General features: G+C 60.6%; 15 protein-coding genes, 2 tRNA genes and 1 pseudogene. 9 read left to right on the plus strand and 9 right to left on the minus strand.

All coding sequences use genetic code 11. The annotated features are described in order from the left end of the window. Positions 1-30 precede the first annotated feature (30 nt). Complete coding sequence (locus Q0X23_RS13305) at positions 31-360, minus strand: hypothetical protein (protein ID WP_297860732.1); 330 nt, start codon at positions 358-360, stop codon at positions 31-33. A 140-nt stretch (positions 361-500) separates the two neighbouring features. Here Q0X23_RS13305 and Q0X23_RS13310 point away from each other — a divergent pair, with 140 nt between their 5' ends. The 3 genes from Q0X23_RS13310 (at position 501) to Q0X23_RS13320 (ending at position 4,094) form a co-directional block, all read left to right on the plus strand. Continuing rightward, the gene (locus Q0X23_RS13310; protein ID WP_297860733.1) at positions 501-917 is read left to right on the plus strand and encodes a cell wall metabolism sensor histidine kinase WalK; all 417 of its coding nucleotides are present in this window, start codon (positions 501-503) and stop codon (positions 915-917) included. 92 nt (positions 918-1,009) lie between these two features. Continuing rightward, positions 1,010-2,671 (plus strand): acyl-CoA carboxylase subunit beta, encoded by a 1,662-nt coding sequence (locus Q0X23_RS13315; RefSeq protein ID WP_297860734.1) that lies wholly within the window; start codon positions 1,010-1,012, stop codon positions 2,669-2,671. Between the two features lie 211 nt (positions 2,672-2,882). Next, the gene (locus Q0X23_RS13320; protein ID WP_297860735.1) at positions 2,883-4,094 is read left to right on the plus strand and encodes a S8 family peptidase; all 1,212 of its coding nucleotides are present in this window, start codon (positions 2,883-2,885) and stop codon (positions 4,092-4,094) included. 335 nt (positions 4,095-4,429) lie between these two features. Here the strand turns inward: Q0X23_RS13320 and Q0X23_RS13325 are convergent, their stop codons facing one another. From Q0X23_RS13325 to Q0X23_RS16175, 6 genes and pseudogenes are all read right to left on the minus strand, one after another. Next, positions 4,430-5,614: a VWA domain-containing protein gene (locus tag Q0X23_RS13325; protein ID WP_297860736.1), complete on the minus strand. Its 1,185-nt coding sequence runs from the start codon at positions 5,612-5,614 to the stop codon at positions 4,430-4,432. Continuing rightward, positions 5,611-6,510 (minus strand): MoxR family ATPase, encoded by a 900-nt coding sequence (locus Q0X23_RS13330; RefSeq protein ID WP_297860737.1) that lies wholly within the window; start codon positions 6,508-6,510, stop codon positions 5,611-5,613. Before Q0X23_RS13330 ends, Q0X23_RS13325 begins: the two co-directional genes overlap by 4 nt. Before the next feature lie 67 nt (positions 6,511-6,577). Next, positions 6,578-7,414 (minus strand): xanthine dehydrogenase family protein subunit M, encoded by an 837-nt coding sequence (locus Q0X23_RS13335; protein ID WP_297860738.1) that lies wholly within the window; start codon positions 7,412-7,414, stop codon positions 6,578-6,580. 71 nt (positions 7,415-7,485) lie between these two features. Next, the gene (locus Q0X23_RS13340; RefSeq protein ID WP_297860739.1) at positions 7,486-9,363 is read right to left on the minus strand and encodes a xanthine dehydrogenase family protein molybdopterin-binding subunit; all 1,878 of its coding nucleotides are present in this window, start codon (positions 9,361-9,363) and stop codon (positions 7,486-7,488) included. Between the two features lie 194 nt (positions 9,364-9,557). Continuing rightward, positions 9,558-9,860: a hypothetical protein gene (locus tag Q0X23_RS13345; protein ID WP_297860740.1), complete on the minus strand. Its 303-nt coding sequence runs from the start codon at positions 9,858-9,860 to the stop codon at positions 9,558-9,560. 71 nt (positions 9,861-9,931) lie between these two features. Then, positions 9,932-10,434 (minus strand): annotated as a pseudogene (locus Q0X23_RS16175) ((2Fe-2S)-binding protein). Positions 10,435-10,863: 429 nt separating this feature from the next. Between Q0X23_RS16175 and Q0X23_RS13360 the strand changes: the two are divergent. The 6 genes from Q0X23_RS13360 to Q0X23_RS13385 all read left to right on the plus strand — a co-directional run bounded on the left by Q0X23_RS13360 (position 10,864) and on the right by Q0X23_RS13385 (position 14,581). Then, positions 10,864-11,952 carry an XdhC family protein gene (locus tag Q0X23_RS13360; RefSeq protein ID WP_297860743.1) on the plus strand — a complete coding sequence of 363 codons (1,089 nt, stop codon included), beginning with the start codon at positions 10,864-10,866 and terminating at the stop codon, positions 11,950-11,952. 282 nt (positions 11,953-12,234) lie between these two features. After that, positions 12,235-12,311 (plus strand) — tRNA-Met (locus Q0X23_RS13365). Between the two features lie 24 nt (positions 12,312-12,335). Beyond that, a tRNA-Met gene (locus Q0X23_RS13370) sits at positions 12,336-12,412 on the plus strand. 114 nt (positions 12,413-12,526) lie between these two features. After that, entirely contained in the window at positions 12,527-13,348 is an 822-nt protein-coding gene (locus Q0X23_RS13375) for a purine-nucleoside phosphorylase (RefSeq protein ID WP_297860744.1), read from the plus strand. A gap of 15 nt (positions 13,349-13,363) precedes the next feature. Beyond that, positions 13,364-14,008, plus strand: coding sequence for a YggS family pyridoxal phosphate-dependent enzyme (locus Q0X23_RS13380; protein ID WP_297860745.1), 645 nt, complete (start codon positions 13,364-13,366; stop codon positions 14,006-14,008). 114 nt (positions 14,009-14,122) lie between these two features. After that, positions 14,123-14,581 carry a DivIVA domain-containing protein gene (locus tag Q0X23_RS13385; RefSeq protein ID WP_297861229.1) on the plus strand — a complete coding sequence of 153 codons (459 nt, stop codon included), beginning with the start codon at positions 14,123-14,125 and terminating at the stop codon, positions 14,579-14,581. 196 nt (positions 14,582-14,777) lie between these two features. On the opposite strand, the gene Q0X23_RS13390 is transcribed toward Q0X23_RS13385, so the two are convergent. Together Q0X23_RS13390 and Q0X23_RS13395 are read right to left on the minus strand one after the other, a co-directional pair. Further along, the gene (locus Q0X23_RS13390; RefSeq protein WP_297860746.1) at positions 14,778-15,305 is read right to left on the minus strand and encodes a YdcF family protein; all 528 of its coding nucleotides are present in this window, start codon (positions 15,303-15,305) and stop codon (positions 14,778-14,780) included. Between the two features lie 214 nt (positions 15,306-15,519). Beyond that, positions 15,520-16,095, minus strand: coding sequence for an HAD family hydrolase (locus Q0X23_RS13395; RefSeq protein ID WP_297860747.1), 576 nt, complete (start codon positions 16,093-16,095; stop codon positions 15,520-15,522). Between the last annotated feature and the right edge of the window lies 1 nt (position 16,096).

A 16,096-nucleotide genomic window follows, 5' to 3' on the forward strand; every position in this document is an offset into this window, starting at 1 on the left:
GGCCCTGTACCCGGCACAAACCAAGCGGCTTTAGTTACCCTTGCTCACCCGAGAGCGCTCGAGGGTGCGAATTTCTTTTCCTGAGCGGGTTTTCAGCTCTACCTTGTACACCACCTCCTGGCCTTGTTGGCTGCGCACCTTGACCTCTACATAACTGCCCACCACCGGACGCCCGTACTCGTACTGAACCCTGCTGGCCAGGGCCAGCTTCTGCCCATTGACCACCATGTACCCGGCTTGCCAGTTGATGGCTTCAACACGACCCTTCACTTCCTGGTAGGTTACCCCTTCATTCGGGGAGGCCCAGGCCAATGCCAGAAGAGAGCCGAACAGTAGAGAAAGACGCTTGAGACTTTTCATACGCATATCCTCCAAGGCACAGCTTGGAGGAGGCAGGTAACAAATTGCTAACAAGCAATAGGGATCAGGCTCTCATGTGTGTCATACCAGATTCGGTTAGTTCGGCGCCGGATGGCGGCGAACTAACAGGGCCGAAGGGAGTGCGCGCCGAGGCGGCTGGGGTTCATTTAGAAGTCAACACCAAGCCCCTCTCCATCTACGCCGACCCCAAGCGGATGCAGCAGGTGCTTCTTAACCTGCTGGAGAATGCCCTGCGCCACACCCCAAGGGGAGGTCGTATTACCGTAAAACTTCATTCCCAGGGAGAGAACGCTGTGCTCGAGGTCTGCGACACTGGACCAGGCATTGCGCCTGAGCACCTTCCCCATCTCTTTGAGCGTTTTTACCGAGCAGAGGCCTCGAGGGCCCGCGAGAGCGGCGGCTCGGACCTCGGACTGGCCATCGTCAAGGCCCTGGTAGAAGCCCACGGAGGCCGTGTTGGTGCCGATAATCAACCAGAAGGCGGGGCTCGTTTCTGGATTCATCCACCCCTGATAAGGCTCGCTGAGGGAGCATAATACCACGTGATATAGAAGAAGAAGGGCTGTGTTGCGCGCATGATATCTGACGGAATTACAACGTACCGACAAAAAAACGGTAGACTTTTGCCATGATTCAAAGTCACATCAGCCCCAAGGAGCGGGAGTCCTCTCCCTTTAAGCAGAACAAGGACGCCTGGGTGCGGCTTATGGCCGACTTTCACACCTCGCTCGAGCAGATTCGTCAGGGTGGGGGCGCAAAAGCTGTGGAGCGCCAGCATGCCAGAGGACGGCTGACTGCCCGTGAGCGCATCGCGGCGCTGATAGACCCGGATACCGAACCGGAGGAAATCCTTGGCTATGCCGGCTGGCAAATGTACGCCGACTGGGGAGGGGCGCCCGGGGGTGGGGTGGTTACGGCCATCGGCAAAATTGCCGGTCGGGACTGGATGATCATCGCCAACGACGCCACCGTGAAGGCGGGGGCTTTTTTCCCCATCACGGCTAAAAAGGTAATTAGGGCCCAGACCATTGCCCTAGAGAACCACCTGCCCACGGTGTACCTGGTGGACTCGGCGGGGGTTTTTTTGCCCTTGCAGGACGAGGTTTTCCCTGACCAGGACGACTTTGGCCGTATCTTTTACCTGAATGCCCGTATGAGCGGGATGGGCATTCCGCAAATCTCGGCCATTATGGGCAACTGTGTGGCCGGGGGGGCTTACCTGCCCCTGATGACCGATGCCCTCATCATGACCGAGGGCTCGGGGCTTTACCTGGCCGGCCCGGCCCTGGTCAAGGCCGCCATTGGACAGGAGGTGAGTTCGGAAGAGCTGGGCGGTGCGCGGATGCACGCCGAAGTCTCCGGAACCGTGGACTTCTACGAACCCGACGACGCCTCGGCCATTGCCCGGATACGCACGCTGGCGTCGCTATACGCCCGGCCGGCTTTGGCCCCCTGGGCAACCGAGCGCAAAAGCGAGTTGGAGCCTTTTCACCCGCCCGAAGACCTGTACGGTCTGGTTTCGCCGGATGGCACCAAACCCTACGACGTAAACGAGGTGATAGCCCGGTTGGTCGATGGCTCCGAGTTTCACGAGTACAAGGCCCACTATGGCCAGACCCTGGTTTGCGGGTATGCCCGGCTGGGGGGGTTCCCGGTGGGAATTGTGGCCAACCAGCGCCTGATTATCAAGAAGCCCGGAAAAATCGAGGTGGGTGGGGTTATCTACGCCGAGGCCGCCGACAAGGCCGCCCGGTTCATCCTGGAGGTCAACCAGCGCTTCATTCCCCTGTTGTTTCTGATGGACGTAACCGGCTTTATGGTGGGCAAGGAGTCCGAGCAGCAGGGCATCATCCGGCGGGGGGCCAAGCTGGTGAATGCAGTTTCCAACTCGGTGGTGCCCAAGATTACCCTTATTACCGGGGGCTCGTTTGGCGCAGGCAATTACGCCATGGCCGGCAAGGCATACGGCCCCCGTTTCATCTACGCCTGGCCCTCGGCTAAGTACGCTGTGATGAGCGGCAATGCAGCGGCCAAGACCCTGATGGAAATCGAGCTGGCCAAGCTCGAGCGCGAGGGGCGTAAGCCCACCGAGGAAGACCTGGTCGAACTCTACGAACGCATCAAGGGCCGCTACGAGGAAACCCTGGATCCGCGCTATGCGGCGGCCCGCCTGTGGGTCGACGAGATTATTTTCCCCCACGAGACCCGCGAGCGCTTGATCCGGAGCCTCGAGGTCTGCGCCTTGAACCCCACCCGGGAGCAGATGCGGGTGGGTGTATTCCAGGTCTGAAAGCGACTGCGTGCAGCCTGTTTTTCGAGCTCGATGCGCCCGGCGCTTTCTCGAGCGAACACAGTCTAAACCCGGCCTTACCGGGTGGCTGCCTGGGTTATTCGATAGGGATTAAGAAAAACCTTAATAATGCGCCCAAACATGCTAACACCGTTATACTTGGCACGGGTATCGACCCAAAAATAGAACCTGTGTCTGGAGGTCACTGGCTATGCATCTTCGTTTTATCTGGGTAATGTTCTTGGCTTTGCTGGCCGCTTGTGGAAACCCCACAGCTACAGAAAAACTGGCGCCGGTCCTGGGGCTCGATAACCCCAACGCCATTCAGGGGCAGTACATCGTTGTGTACAAAGACGATGCCAATGTACTGGCCTCGCTGCAGAGCCTGAAAGCCAGCCTGGGCGGGGGCGTTGGCGTGCAGCGGGAACTCCAGAGCCTCGGACTGCTCCCCGATGCCAGGGTACAGCAGGTTTACACCTCGGCATTGCAAGGGCTTGCTGCCAGCCTTTCGCCCGAGAATTTAGCTGCGCTACGTCAGGACCCTCGAGTAGCTTACATAGAGGCCGACCAGGTGATGCAGATAGATGCAACCCAGTCGGGTGCGACCTGGGGCCTGGACCGCATAGACCAGCGGGCCCTGCCCTTGAGCGGTACCTACACCTATAGCAACACCGGCAATGGGGTGCGTGCCTACATCATCGATACTGGCATCCGGGTGAGCCACAGCGAGTTCGGGGGTCGGGCTGTGGTAGCTTTCGATGCTATTGGCGATGGCCAAAACGGTAACGATTGCAACGGCCACGGCACCCATGTGGCCGGTACCGTAGGCGGCTCGGTGTATGGGGTCGCCAAGGGAGTGCGCCTGTATGCGGTGCGCGTTTTGAACTGCAGCGGCTCGGGTACTAACTCGGGGGTAATTGCCGGAGTGGACTGGGTGCGCCAAAACGCCCAGAAACCGGCCGTGGCTAACATGAGCCTGGGTGGAGGAGCCTCGAGCGCCCTCGACACGGCGGTCAATAATGCCATCAACGCTGGAATCACCTTTGCCCTGGCCGCAGGCAACAGCAACCGCGATGCCTGCAATTTCTCGCCCGCGCGAGTAGCGGCAGGAATTACTGTGGGGGCGACTACATCTACCGATGCCAGGGCCTCGTACTCCAACTACGGAAGCTGCTTAGACCTCTTTGCACCTGGTTCTTCCATTACCTCGGCCTGGATCAGCAGCGATACCTCGACCAACACCATCAGCGGCACCTCCATGGCGACGCCACACGTTGCTGGCGTGGCAGCTTTGTATCTGCAAAGCAACCCCACGGCCACCCCTGCCACGGTGCGCAACGCTATCGTGGGCAACGCGACTTCCGGGGTGGTAGGCAGTCCGGGCCGTCGCTCGCCCAACCTTTTGCTATTCACGAACTACTAACCCTGGCGCTCAATCCACCCTTTGCAGGAGCGATCTTGCAAAGGGTGGGCCTTTTTAATGCCAGATTTGCCCCGAACGAAGTTATCCGCGTAGCGGAGGGCGATACCGCCCCTTGGAAGTTATCCGCGTAGCGGAGGGCGATACCGCCCCTTGGAAGTTATCCGCGTAGCGGAGGGCGATACCGCCCCTTGGAAGTTATCCGCGTAGCGGAGGGCGATACCGCCCCTTGGAAAGGGAGACGTTTTTTTGCCGACCAACAGGGAAGAGTGTCCTCCAGGATTCAAAAAGACAACCTCTAAGGTTTTTGGCTTTGTAGACTGTTTTTGAATCCGGTATTACCTGACTTTTTCGCTGCGGCGCTGTATGTGGGCGAGTACCTCCACCAGCTGCTCGAGGCTGCTCAAGTTGTGGACTGGCAAAAAATCGTCGATGTGAGGCATGGCAGCCACCAAACCGCGGGTTAGGGGCTGGTAGCCAGGAGTGCCGATAAGCGGATTAAGCCAGATCAGGCGGTAGCAGAACTTCTGCAGGCGCTCCATCTCGAAGGCCAGGAGTTCGGGGTCGCCCTGATCCCAGCCGTCGGAGATGACCAGCACAATAGAGCCCCGCCCCAAAACCCGCTTGGCCCAGGTGTGGTTGAAGGTGCGTACGCAAGCCCCAATGCGTGTGCCGCCGGACCAGTCCTTGACCTGCTGGCCCACCTCGGCCAGGGCCTCGTCCACGCTGCGCTTCTTGAGCGTGCGGGTGATGCGGGTCAGGCGGGTGCCAAAGGTGAAGGTCTCAATCTGGCGCACGCCCTGCCGGGTCTGCTCGAGCGAAAAGGCATGCAAAAAATGCAGGAGCATGCGGGCGTAGCGCTCCATTGAGCCCGATACGTCGGCCAAAGCCACAATGGGGCGGGGTTTGTGCTTGCGCGAGCGTTGTTCTAACACCACCAGCTCGCCCTGGTGTTTGAGCGAGCGCCGGAAACTGCGGCGAAGGTCGAGTTGTTCCCTGCCGCTGGCCTTCAGGCGACGGCTGCGCCGCTCAGGTGGGTTCCAGACAAAGCCGTACAGCAGCTTGCGGGCGGCCTGTAGCTCCTGCTCGCTCATCTGGTCGAAGCGCTTCTGCTTGAGCACCTCGGTCTCCGAGAAAGTCAGGGCCCGATCGACGATGGGCTGGGGTTGATTGGAGGCGCGCTCTGAGGAAAGCGGTTCGCGCCCTACCTCGCCAGGACGGGCTTTCTGCTCTCTTTTGGGAGGGAGGGAGGTTTGGTTCAGTAGCTCGGCAGGAAAGCGCTCGAGGCCCAGGTTTTGCCAGAATTTGCGAAATACTTCGGCAAACTTGGCCTGGTCTTCCCGTCGGGTGAGCAGCGAGCTCTGGGCAGCGTAGAAAAACGCCACCGGGTCAAAGATCGGAATCTCACCCAGGGCTCGCGCAAAAGTAGCGGTCTGCCCGGGCGTAACCACAATCCCCTCGCCCCGCAGGTTTCGTACGAAGGCCACCACGTGGCTCAGCAACTGTTCGGTGGGGGCTGTCATAGCGCCGTGGGCATCTGGGCCCGGGCCAAAAGGTCGCGGGCCAGGTTCTTGGCCTTGACCACATCGTCCTGGTACTTGAGCAGCACCCCTAGGGTGGCTTCGATGACTTCAGGGGCTAGCGCGGTCTGGCCCAGGGCCATGAGTGAGGAGGCCCAGTCCAGGGTCTCGGCCACACCGGGGGCTTTGTAGAGGTCTTGCTTGCGCAACTCCTGCACAAAAGCCACCGCTTGCTGGGCCAGTTTTTCCGGTACACCAGGCACTTTCTCCTGCACAATTCTGTATTCCTTCTCGAAGCTGGGGTAGTCGATCCAGTAGTACATGCAGCGGCGCTTCAGGGCATCGTGGATTTCGCGGGTGCGGTTGGAGGTAATGACCACCACCGGCGGTTTTTCGGCCCTCAGGGTGCCCACCTCCGGCACGGTAATCTGCCAGTCGGAGAGGAACTCCAGCAGAAAAGCCTCAAACTCCTCATCGGCCCGGTCGAGTTCGTCAATCAGGAGCACCGGAGGCTTGCCGTCGGTGGATTCCAGGGCTTGCAGCAGCGGGCGCTTGAGCAGAAAGTCGGCGCTGAAGACCTCGTGGCGCACTTTGTCCTGGTCGCGTTCGCCGCTGGCCTCCAGCAGCCTTATTTGCATCATCTGGCGGGCATAGTCCCACTCGTACACCGCGCTGCTGATGTCCAGCCCTTCGTAGCACTGCAAGCGAATCAGGCGGGTGGAGAGCATCTGGGCCAGTACCTTCACAATTTCGGTCTTGCCCACGCCGGGCTCGCCTTCCAGCAGCAACGGGCGCCCCAGCTTGAGGGCCAGAAACACCGCAACCGAGAGGCCCTTGTCGGCGATGTAGTGGTGGGCCTCGAGGGCTTTTTGGGTCTCCTCGATAGAAGTTGGAAACATGGCAGTATCTTCACACAAGACAGAGGGGCCGAATTACCTCAGCCCCTCACAATTGCCGCCAGGCTAACTAGAGCCCTGCCGCCTGCATCAGAGCTCGCTTGGCCATCACGTCCACCAGGTGGGCGCGGTACTCCTTGGAAGCCACCAGGTCGTGGTTGAGGTGGTCGGGGGGCAAGAGTCCCTGACAGGCTGCGGTGATATTTTCTGCGGTCAGGGGTTTGCCAGCAAGGGCTTGCTCGAGTTTAGACAGCCGCATGGCGTGCTCGCCAGCGCCGGTTACCGCAGCCCGCACGGAGCCCCCATCCGCCACCACCGCAACCCCCACCACCGCATAGCGGCTGGCCGGGTGAGGAAACTTGGCATAGGCCATGCGGGCCCCGGCCCGCACCGGCACGTGCACTTCGGTAAGGATTTCTCCTTCCTGCATGGCCGTGCTAAACATACCGGTAAAAAAGTTGTCGGCGGCTATTACCCGGGCCCCGCCGGGCCCCTGTACCTTGATTTTGGCGTCCAGCGCCAGCATCGAGGCAGGTAGGTCGGCAGCCGGGTCGGCGTGGGCCAGCGAGCCGCCGATGGTGCCCTTGGCCCGCACCATCGGGTCACCGATCTGGTGTACGGCTTGGGGGATGATGGGGCAGTGCTGTTTGAGCAGATCCGAGGTTTCCAGCTCGTGGTAGGTGGTCATGGCCCCAATCACCAGATGGTCGCCCTCGAGCCGAATCCCCCGCAGCTCGGCCACCTTGGAGATGTCAATCAGGGCCGGGGGTGAGGCCAGCCGCAGTTTCATGGTCGGAATCAGGCTGTGGCCGCCGGCCAGCAACTTGGCGTCCGGGTGCTGCTGGAGGAGGCTGATGGCTTCGGAGATACTACCGGCTTTTTTGTACGTGAATTCGGCTGTGTACATGATTCCTCCGGGAAAAGGGGGTAGGGGTGGGGCGTGGGAAGAACCCAGAGCCTACCACCCCATCCCAACCCCTAGTCGGCAGCTTGAGACAGTGGTTTGGTTGCCTGAATGGCCCGCCAGACCTTTTCGGGGGTGTAGGGCATGTCCAGGTGCACAATCCCGAAGGGCCGCAGGGCGTCCATGACGGCGTTGGCTACCGCAGCGGTGGAGGCGATGGTGCCGGCCTCGCCGATGCCCTTGATGCCCAGGGGGTTGTGCGGGCAGGGGGTCACGGTGTGGTCGTGCTCGATCTGTACCATGTCGTCGGCGCGGGGCAGGGTGTACTCGAGGAAGTTCCCCGATAGAATCTGGCCCTCCTTGTCGTAGACGGCCTCTTCCAGCAGGGCCTGGCCCAGGCCCTGGGCAACGCCCCCGTGCACCTGTCCGTCGGCAATGAGCGGGTTAATCACCGGGCCGCAGTCGTCCACCGAGAGGTAGCGCAAGAGCTTGACCTTGCCGGTGTCGGGGTCTACCTCCACCACGGCGATGTGGGTGCCGAAGGGGAAGACGAAGTTTTTGGGGTCGTAGAAGTGGGTGGCCTCTAACCCAGGCTCGAGGTCGGCGGGGTAGTTGTGGGCCAGGTGGGCCATCAGGGCAATATCGAAGAAGGTCTTGGCCTTGTCGGGTACCCCCTTGACCATGAACTTGCCATCCTCGTGCACGATGTCGTCGGGGCTGGCCTCGAGCAGATGGGCGGCAATCTTCTTGGCCTTATCGATAATCTTGCGGGTAGCCAGCACAATGGCCGAAAGGCCGGTAGGGGCCGAACGGGAGCCATACGAACCCCAACCGTAGGGCATCCGCCCGGTGTCGCCGTGCACCAGCACCACATCCTCCACCGGAATCTGCAGCTCATCCGCCACCACCTGGGCAAAGGCCGTCTCGTGGCCCTGGCCGTGGCTGTGGGTACCGGTAAAGACTTCCACCTTGCCGGTGGGCATCACCCGCACCAGGGCGCTTTCCCACTGCCCCGCCTGGGCGCCCAGGCTGCCCACCAGGGCCGAGGGGGCCAGCCCGCAGGCCTCGATGAAGGTGATGACCCCGATGCCCATGTAGCGGCCCTGCTTGCGCCACTCTTCTTGCTGTTGACGCAAGGCCTTGTAGTTGACAAGCTCCAGGGCCTTGTCTAGGTTGGCTTCGTAGTTGCCGGAGTCGTACTGCAAAGCCACCGGGGTCTGGTAGGGGAAGGCATCCGGGGGAATCAGGTTCTTGCGGCGGAACTCCACCGGATCCATGCCCAGCTCGTGGGCCATCACGTCTACCAGCCGCTCCAGGAGGTAGGTCGCCTCGGGCCGCCCCGCCCCCCGGTAGGCATCTACCGGCGTGGTGTGGGTAAAAGGGGCGGTTACGTGGCAGTAGATGTGGGGGGTGGTGTAGGTGCCGGCCAACAGGCAGCCGTACAGGTAGGTGGGCACCGCCGGCGCAAAGGTGGTCAGGTAGGCCCCCATGTTGGCGATGGTGTCCACCCGTACGGCGGTAATCTTGCCGCTCTGGTCTACCGCCATCTCCGCCACGGTCTCGTGGTCGCGTCCGTGCGAGTCGGTCACAAAGCTCTCCGAGCGCCGGGCCGTCCACTTGACCGGGCGGTTTAGCTTCTTGGCCGCGTACAGCACGATGATTTCTTCGGGGTACTGATAGATTTTAGAACCAAAGCCCCCGCCCACATCCGGGGCAATCACCCGCAGCTTGTGTTCGGGGATGCCCATGATGAAAGCTGCAATCAAGAGGCGGTGGATGTGCGGGTTCTGGCTGGTCGTCCATAAGGTGTACTCGTCGCTGGCCTTGAGGTACTGGGCCAGCGAGGCCCGGGGTTCCATGGCGTTGGGCACCAGCCGGTTGTTGCGCAGGTTGAGCTTGACGGTCTTGTGGGCGCTGGCAAAAGCCGCAGTCCACGGCGGCCTTGTCGCCAATGCTCCAGGTGAAGCAGACGTTGTCGGGTACGTCGTCGTGCACCGCTGGCGCGCCCGGCTTCAGGGCGTCGCTCCCCAGGGCTACGGCCGGCAGCGGCTCGTAGTCCACTTCCACAAGCTCGGCGGCATCCTCGGCAATCTGGCGGGTCTCGGCGATGACCGCCGCCACAATGTCGCCTACGTGCCGGGCCTTGTCAAAGGTAATGGCGTAGTGGGGCGGGGTTTTGATGCCGGGGTGCAGCCAGCCAGTAGGAATGCCGTTGATCCCGGCGTCTTTCATTTCCTGGCCGAGTAATCACGGCCAGCACGCCGGGGTACGAACGGGCCTTGGATACATCAATTTTTTTGATGCGGGCATGGGCATAGGGCGAACGCACCATTGCCGCATGCACCATACCGGGCAGGGTCATGTCGTCGGTGTAGTTACCGGTGCCGGTGATAAAGCGGGGGTCTTCGACCCGCTTCATCGCCTTGCCAAAGAGTTTGTCGGCCATCATTTACTCCCTTCGAAATCTCTGGGTTAGGGGACGCCAGTGCCTGAGCAAAAATGCCGAACCCCGCGACCCAATCAATCGTCTGCCGCCGCGCCAATTTTGCCGGCCATCTTGTCGGCGGCGTACTGCACCGCCCGAACGATATTGTGGTAGCCGGTGCAGCGACACAGATTGCCCTCGAGGGCATGGCGGATTTCAGCCCTCGCTGGGCTGCGGGTTTTTGTTGAGCAAATCGACAGCCGCCATAATCATGCCGGGGGTACAGAAACCACACTGCAGGCCATGCATTTCCCAAAAGCCCTCCTGCACAGGATGCAGGTTGCCTGCGCTGCCCAGCCCTTCAATGGTGGTCAAGTTGCAGCCGTCGGCTTGAACCGCAAACATGGTGCAGGACTTTACCGCCTGACCGTCCACGATGTACCGTACAGGCCCCACACTGGCTGGTATCACAGCCCACATGGGTTCCGGTAAGACCCAGGGTTTCCCGCAGGTAGTGAACCAGCAATAGACGCGGTTCGACCTCGTTGTGGTGCTCGACCCCATTGACCGTAACCTTAATTTGTACTTTGTCTGGCATGCTTCCTCCTGTAGATTGAGCGGGTTATGCTGCTGAACGAATGCTGCGCAAGACGATACCAACGGGCGGGCCCTGGTCGCCCCCCCAAAACCCTGGCATGCTCGCGCTACTGCGAAGCCTGCGGCTTTACCATCGCCGAAGGGCCGCCCCACCAGGGGTACATGTATCTGCTTGGGTTCGGCAAGAAAGACGGACAGAACAAATCGCCACCTCGAGCTTCTGGCTACCCAAAAAACATTCCAACCAAGCCAAACCAACAAACTGGGTGCACCTGTAGCTGAAAAATCTTTAGACCATACTATATACCCCCTTAGATGAGAGTGACAAGAAGTGGTTCTTTTAGCAGATGCCCGGAAATGCGGCAAATGTGTTCTGCTGGCAAAGTTGGAGTAGCCTTGTGGGTGTAAGTTTGAAATAAGGGAAGAGCTTATGGCAAACGAGACACCCCTGCTGTTAGCTGCCCTCGAGGCTGCCTGGGCCGAGGGCAAAGAAACTGCTCTGGCCACCGTGGTGCGGGTGATTGGCTCGGCTTACCGCCGCGAAGGGGCCAAGATGCTGGTGCGCGAAGACGGCGGCTCGGCCTGCATGATCTCGGGGGGCTGCCTCGAGCAAGAGATGATCGAGATTGCCATGCAAATCCTGGCCCGGGGCCGGCCAGAGCGCACTATTTTCGACTACAACGAGGAAAAGACCTGGTGGCCGGGTTGTGGCGGCACGGTGGAGGTCTGGGTGGAGCCGGTGGGGCCGCAAAGTTTATTACACCGCTGGCTTCAGGAGACCACCGAGTCGGAACCCTCGGTGCTGGCCACGGTGGTGGCGGGGGGGGAGGGGAGGATCTGGCTCAAGCCCGATGGGGCCCTCGAGGGTCACATTTCCCCGCCCGAACTGCACGAGCAGGTGCTTCGAATTGCACGGCAGATGCAGGGCGGCACCTCCCGACCCACCACCCGCTACGTGCAAGAGGCCGAGGTGTTTTTTGATGTGAGCAGCCCCATCCCCGAGCTGGTTTTGTTCGGTGCGGGCCACGACGCCAAGCCCATGGCCAACCAGGCGCTGGTACTGGGTTTCAGGGTGACGGTGGTGGATGCCCGGCCCGAGCTGTTGCAGGGTTTTGAAGGCTGCCAGACCATTCAGGCTGCCCAAGATGAGTACGCCCAGAAGGTACAGCTCAGCCCTCGCCAGCACGTTATCGTGATGAACCACCACCTTGACATCGACCGCCAGGCTTTGCGTTTTGCCCTGGAATCGCCGGCTCGTTATGTAGGCATGCTTGGTCCGCGCAATCGCCTGGAGAAGATTCTCGAGGCCCTGCAGGCCGAAGGCTTTGTGCCCAGCCCCGAGCAGATGGCCCGCCTGCGGAACCCTATCGGACTTGATATCGGCGCGGAGAGCCCGGAAGAGATTGCGGTGGCAGCCCTGGCCGAGATTGTAGCCCTGCAAAGGGGTTTTCAGGGAGGCTTCCTGAACGATAAAAAGACTGGGATTCACGAAGCGGCCTCAGCGCAGGTTATGACCTGATTGCCACTTGAAAAGAGTTGAGCCCGGGGCTTCAGGCTTTTATCGCTTTGCCCTCTCCCTCTCTCCGCGTCGGAGAGGGTGGCGTCACTGCGGTTAGCCTGGTGCTCGTTTGGCCCAATAGGCCACTTCTGATGGCAACCCGGTGTTGCCGGGTGAGGGGGCTGCAACCCATGCTTCCAAGCAAATGATAAGAACTGGCTCGGGGATTTTCCTGCCTTGACGAGGCAGGGTTTCCCGCCTAAGATTGAGTTTGCGGTTTTGGGGTTTATCCCTACCGACCGGCGCAGGGTGGAGCAGTCTGGTAGCTCGTCGGGCTCATAACCCGAAGGTCACAGGTTCAAATCCTGTCCCTGCAACCAACATGCGCCCTTTGAGGCGCACCTGGCTATGTAGCTCAGCTGGTTAGAGCACACGACTCATAATCGTGGTGTCGGCGGTTCAAGTCCGCCCATAGCCACCAGAAAGCCTCCCGCTTCGTGCAGGGAGGCTTTGTTGTTTGGCTGAGCCGGAATGGACAGCAAAAGAACATTTGCGCTCTACTCCTTCAGGCCCGATATGCGGTAGATTTGTGGCCATGAGTTCGACCTACGAGCAAATCCAGCAGACGGTCAACCACATTCGCACCCAAACCGACTTTGTGCCTGAAGTGGGCATTGTACTGGGCTCGGGCCTGGGGCCCCTGGGCGACGAGATCGAGGTAGTGGCCAGTTTTCCTTACAGCTCTCTGCCCAATTTTCCTTTGTCCACTGCTCCGGGTCACGAGGGAAAGCTTATTTTAGGGCGGCTCGAGGGCAAAAACGTACTGGCCTATAAGGGCCGGGTGCACTGCTACGAGGGGTATACCCCAGCGCAAGCGGCGTTTCCGCAGCGGGCTGGGTTTTTCCTGGGGGCCAAAACTTTCTTCATCACCTCGGCAGCAGGGGGGCTAAACCCGGCCTGGAACGCCGGGGAACTGATGCTGCACAGCGATTACATCAACTATGCCCCCCTTTCTCCCCTCACCGGGCCCAACGACGAACGCTTGGGGCCGCGTTTCCCGGTAACCTTTGACGCCTACGACCCGGAGCTGCGCGGCCTGGCCCAGAAAGTCGCCCGGGCGCAGGACTTTCAACTTAGAGAAGGGGTATACGCCTGGTGGCCGGGGCCGCAGTTTGCCAGCCGGGCCGAACTCAGGCTGCTGCGTACCCTGGGGGCCGATGCCATCGGGATGTCCACTGTGCCGGAAGTAATTGCCCTGCGGCATCTGGGGGCGCGGGTGCTGGGCCTTTCGACCATCACCGATATGGCCGTGCCCGAGCGCGACCACCACGCCACCGAGCAGGAGGTGCTGGCCACGGCGGCCCGGAGTGGGGCCTTGTTTCGCAGGTTTGTGCGGGGCATCCTGGCGGCCCTGTAGCCCGGACAAGCAAGCATGAGCCTTCCCAAAGTTCTGGAGCGCATTGACAATGCCTGCCGCAGGGCGGGCCGAGACCCCCAGGCGGTGCGGCTGGTGGCCGTAACCAAGGAACACCCGGTGGCCGAGATTCGGGAGCGGGTCTTGCGGTATGGCCGGTTTCCCCTGGGCGAGTCGCGCATTCAGGAGGCCTTGCCCAAAATGGACGAACTTGTGGCCGAGTGGCACTTTATCGGGCCCCTCCAGCGCAACAAGGCCAGGTTTGCGGTGCGCTTTGAGCTAATTCACTCCATAGACTCGGTTCGGCTGGCCGAGACGGTAGCCCGCAAGGCCATGGAAAATGGCAAGGTGCAGCGGGTACTGCTCGAGCTCAACCTGGGCCGCGAACCCCAGAAACACGGGTTCCTGGAGGAGGAGTTGCCCGAAGCTCTCGCTCAGATACGTGCGATGGAGGGCCTGCGGGTAGAGGGCCTGATGACCGTGGCCCCCTACGCAGAAGACCCCGAGAGGGTGCGGCCCATTTTTGCACAGCTCTCGCGGCTGGCCGACCTGTACCGGCTTCCCGAGCGGAGCATGGGCATGTCGGGCGATTTTGAAGTTGCGGTGGAGGAGGGCGCGACCTTGGTGCGGGTGGGGCGGGCCATATTCGAACCGGATACTTGAGTGAAGCGAGGAATACCAGGGTAACCGAATGGCTTTTGAGCGCTGTCCTCGATATTTTTGTATAGCCTGTAGTAGGCTAAAGCCGTGGATGAGCGCATGACGGGTGAGTTTCGGATGAGCGAGCGGGGCGACCTCACACCTCTGGACATTCGCTATCAGGAGTTTCGACAAGGGCTTCGGGGTTACTCAGTAGCCGAGGTGCGCGAGTACCTGGGCCGGGTGGCCGATGTGCAGACCGCCCTGATTGAAGAAAACGAGCGCCTGAGAAGCCATATCCGCGAGCTCGAGGCCGAACTGGCCAGGTCCAAAGAGGGCGAGGCCGAACTCAAGCGGGCGGTGGTAGCGGCTGAACGCATTGCCCGCGAGATTAAGGCCCAGGCCGAGCGCGAGGCCGAGCTTATCAAGCGCGAGACCGAGTCCGAACGGCAGGCAGCGCTTCAGGAGCTGATAGACCAGATGAAGCGCATCAAAGCCGACATAGAGCAGGTTCGCAACGAGCGCGACCTGTTTGTGGGCCAGTTTCGGGCTTTGTTGGAAGGTTACATGTCTTCACTGGATAGGTTCAAACGCTGATGCTGATGTGCTGTCGCAGGTCGAAGGCCAGAGACTTGGAGCTACCTACCCGGGAGCCTGCGATGGGTTCGGCGTTTTTTGGGAATTGGGATGAGGAAACTCAAAAAAAGCTCCGAATCGGCGTCAAAATGACGGAAAAGCGCAGAGATTACCTTTGTCCTTGCCCTGGGTCGGCACCTGACACTTGGCTTTATAGCTATCGCACACCCAGGCGAGCCAGGGCCGCCAGCCAGCTCTCGCGCTGCCAGTAGGTTTCCTTAAACTGACCCCGCACGGCAAACCCCGTAGCCCTGAGTCCAATTTGCTCGGCTAGAATGAGCGCCCTGGGCAGGTGAGGCTCATCGGTTACGATAATCACCTGAGCCTTGCCGATGATAGGCGCAATGTTGCTCAGATTCTCCCAGGTGCGGCGGCTTTCTTTTTCACAGTAGAGAACCGAACGCGGGACGCCCCTGGCATGCAGATACCGACAGCCGACCTCGCCCTCGCTGTAGCGGTCACCGGGGCGACGCCCGCCCGTGACGGCAATGCGGGGGGCATAGCCCTGGCGGTACAGGTGCAGGGCGGCCTCGAGCCTGTTTCGGAAGATAACCGAGGGCACGCCGTTGTACTGCGCGGCCCCCAACACCACAATCCAGTCGGCTTTTTGCAGCGAACCAGAAGCGGCTTTGGGGCTAAAGAAAACGAGCCCCAGAAAGAGCATTCCAAGCGTCCACCACCGCATATGTAATACCGGATTCAAAAAGATAATCATCCAAACCAAAGATCCCCAGAGGCTATCTTTTAGAATCCTAGAGCACACCCCTCCCTGTCGGTCGGCGAAGAAAGCGTCTCCCTTCCAAGGGGCGGTATCGCCCTCCGCTACGCGGATAACTTCGGCCCTGTTAGTTCGCCGCCATCCGGCGCCGAACTAACCGAATCTAATATAAATCCTACCCCTAGCGCTGCAAAAGTGCTTGCAACAACTCCCCAGGGTACTCGAAACGGGGGTGCAAAGTCGAGTTGTGCGGCGTGGCCAGAAACCATACCGGTAAGTCTATGGCCTGCGCTGCCCGCAAGTCCCCTTCTGAGTCGCCGATGTAGAGCACCTCGCAAGGCTTGAGTTTAAAGTGCTCCAGGGCCAGCTGCAAAAGGGCCGGGCTGGGCTTGGGTGGGGCATCCTCCCGTGTCAACACCAGGTCAAAGGCTAGCCGGTGCTTTCGCAATGCAGCTTCGGTAGCAATACGGTGATTATTGGTCAGGAGGGCAGTGTTGAGAGCTATAACACTCAGCTCCTCAAGCAAGTCCGCCATACCTTCGCGTAGCTCGGAACTGGCCGACAAAGCCTGCTCGTACTGCAATAACTTGTGATGAAGGAGAGCCTGTTCGTCCGTTGGGCGCCTTGCAATGCTTTCCAGAATGAGCAGGTCGGGCTCGAGGCCGTGGCTTTTTTTAAAAGCTGTCCAGGGGTTGACAGCCCTCGGCTTCAGTACCGTGTCATCCAGATCAAAGAAAACCGCCTTCAAAGCGTTCACA

Source organism: Meiothermus sp. (assembly GCF_026004115.1).
GTDB lineage: Bacteria > Deinococcota > Deinococci > Deinococcales > Thermaceae > Meiothermus.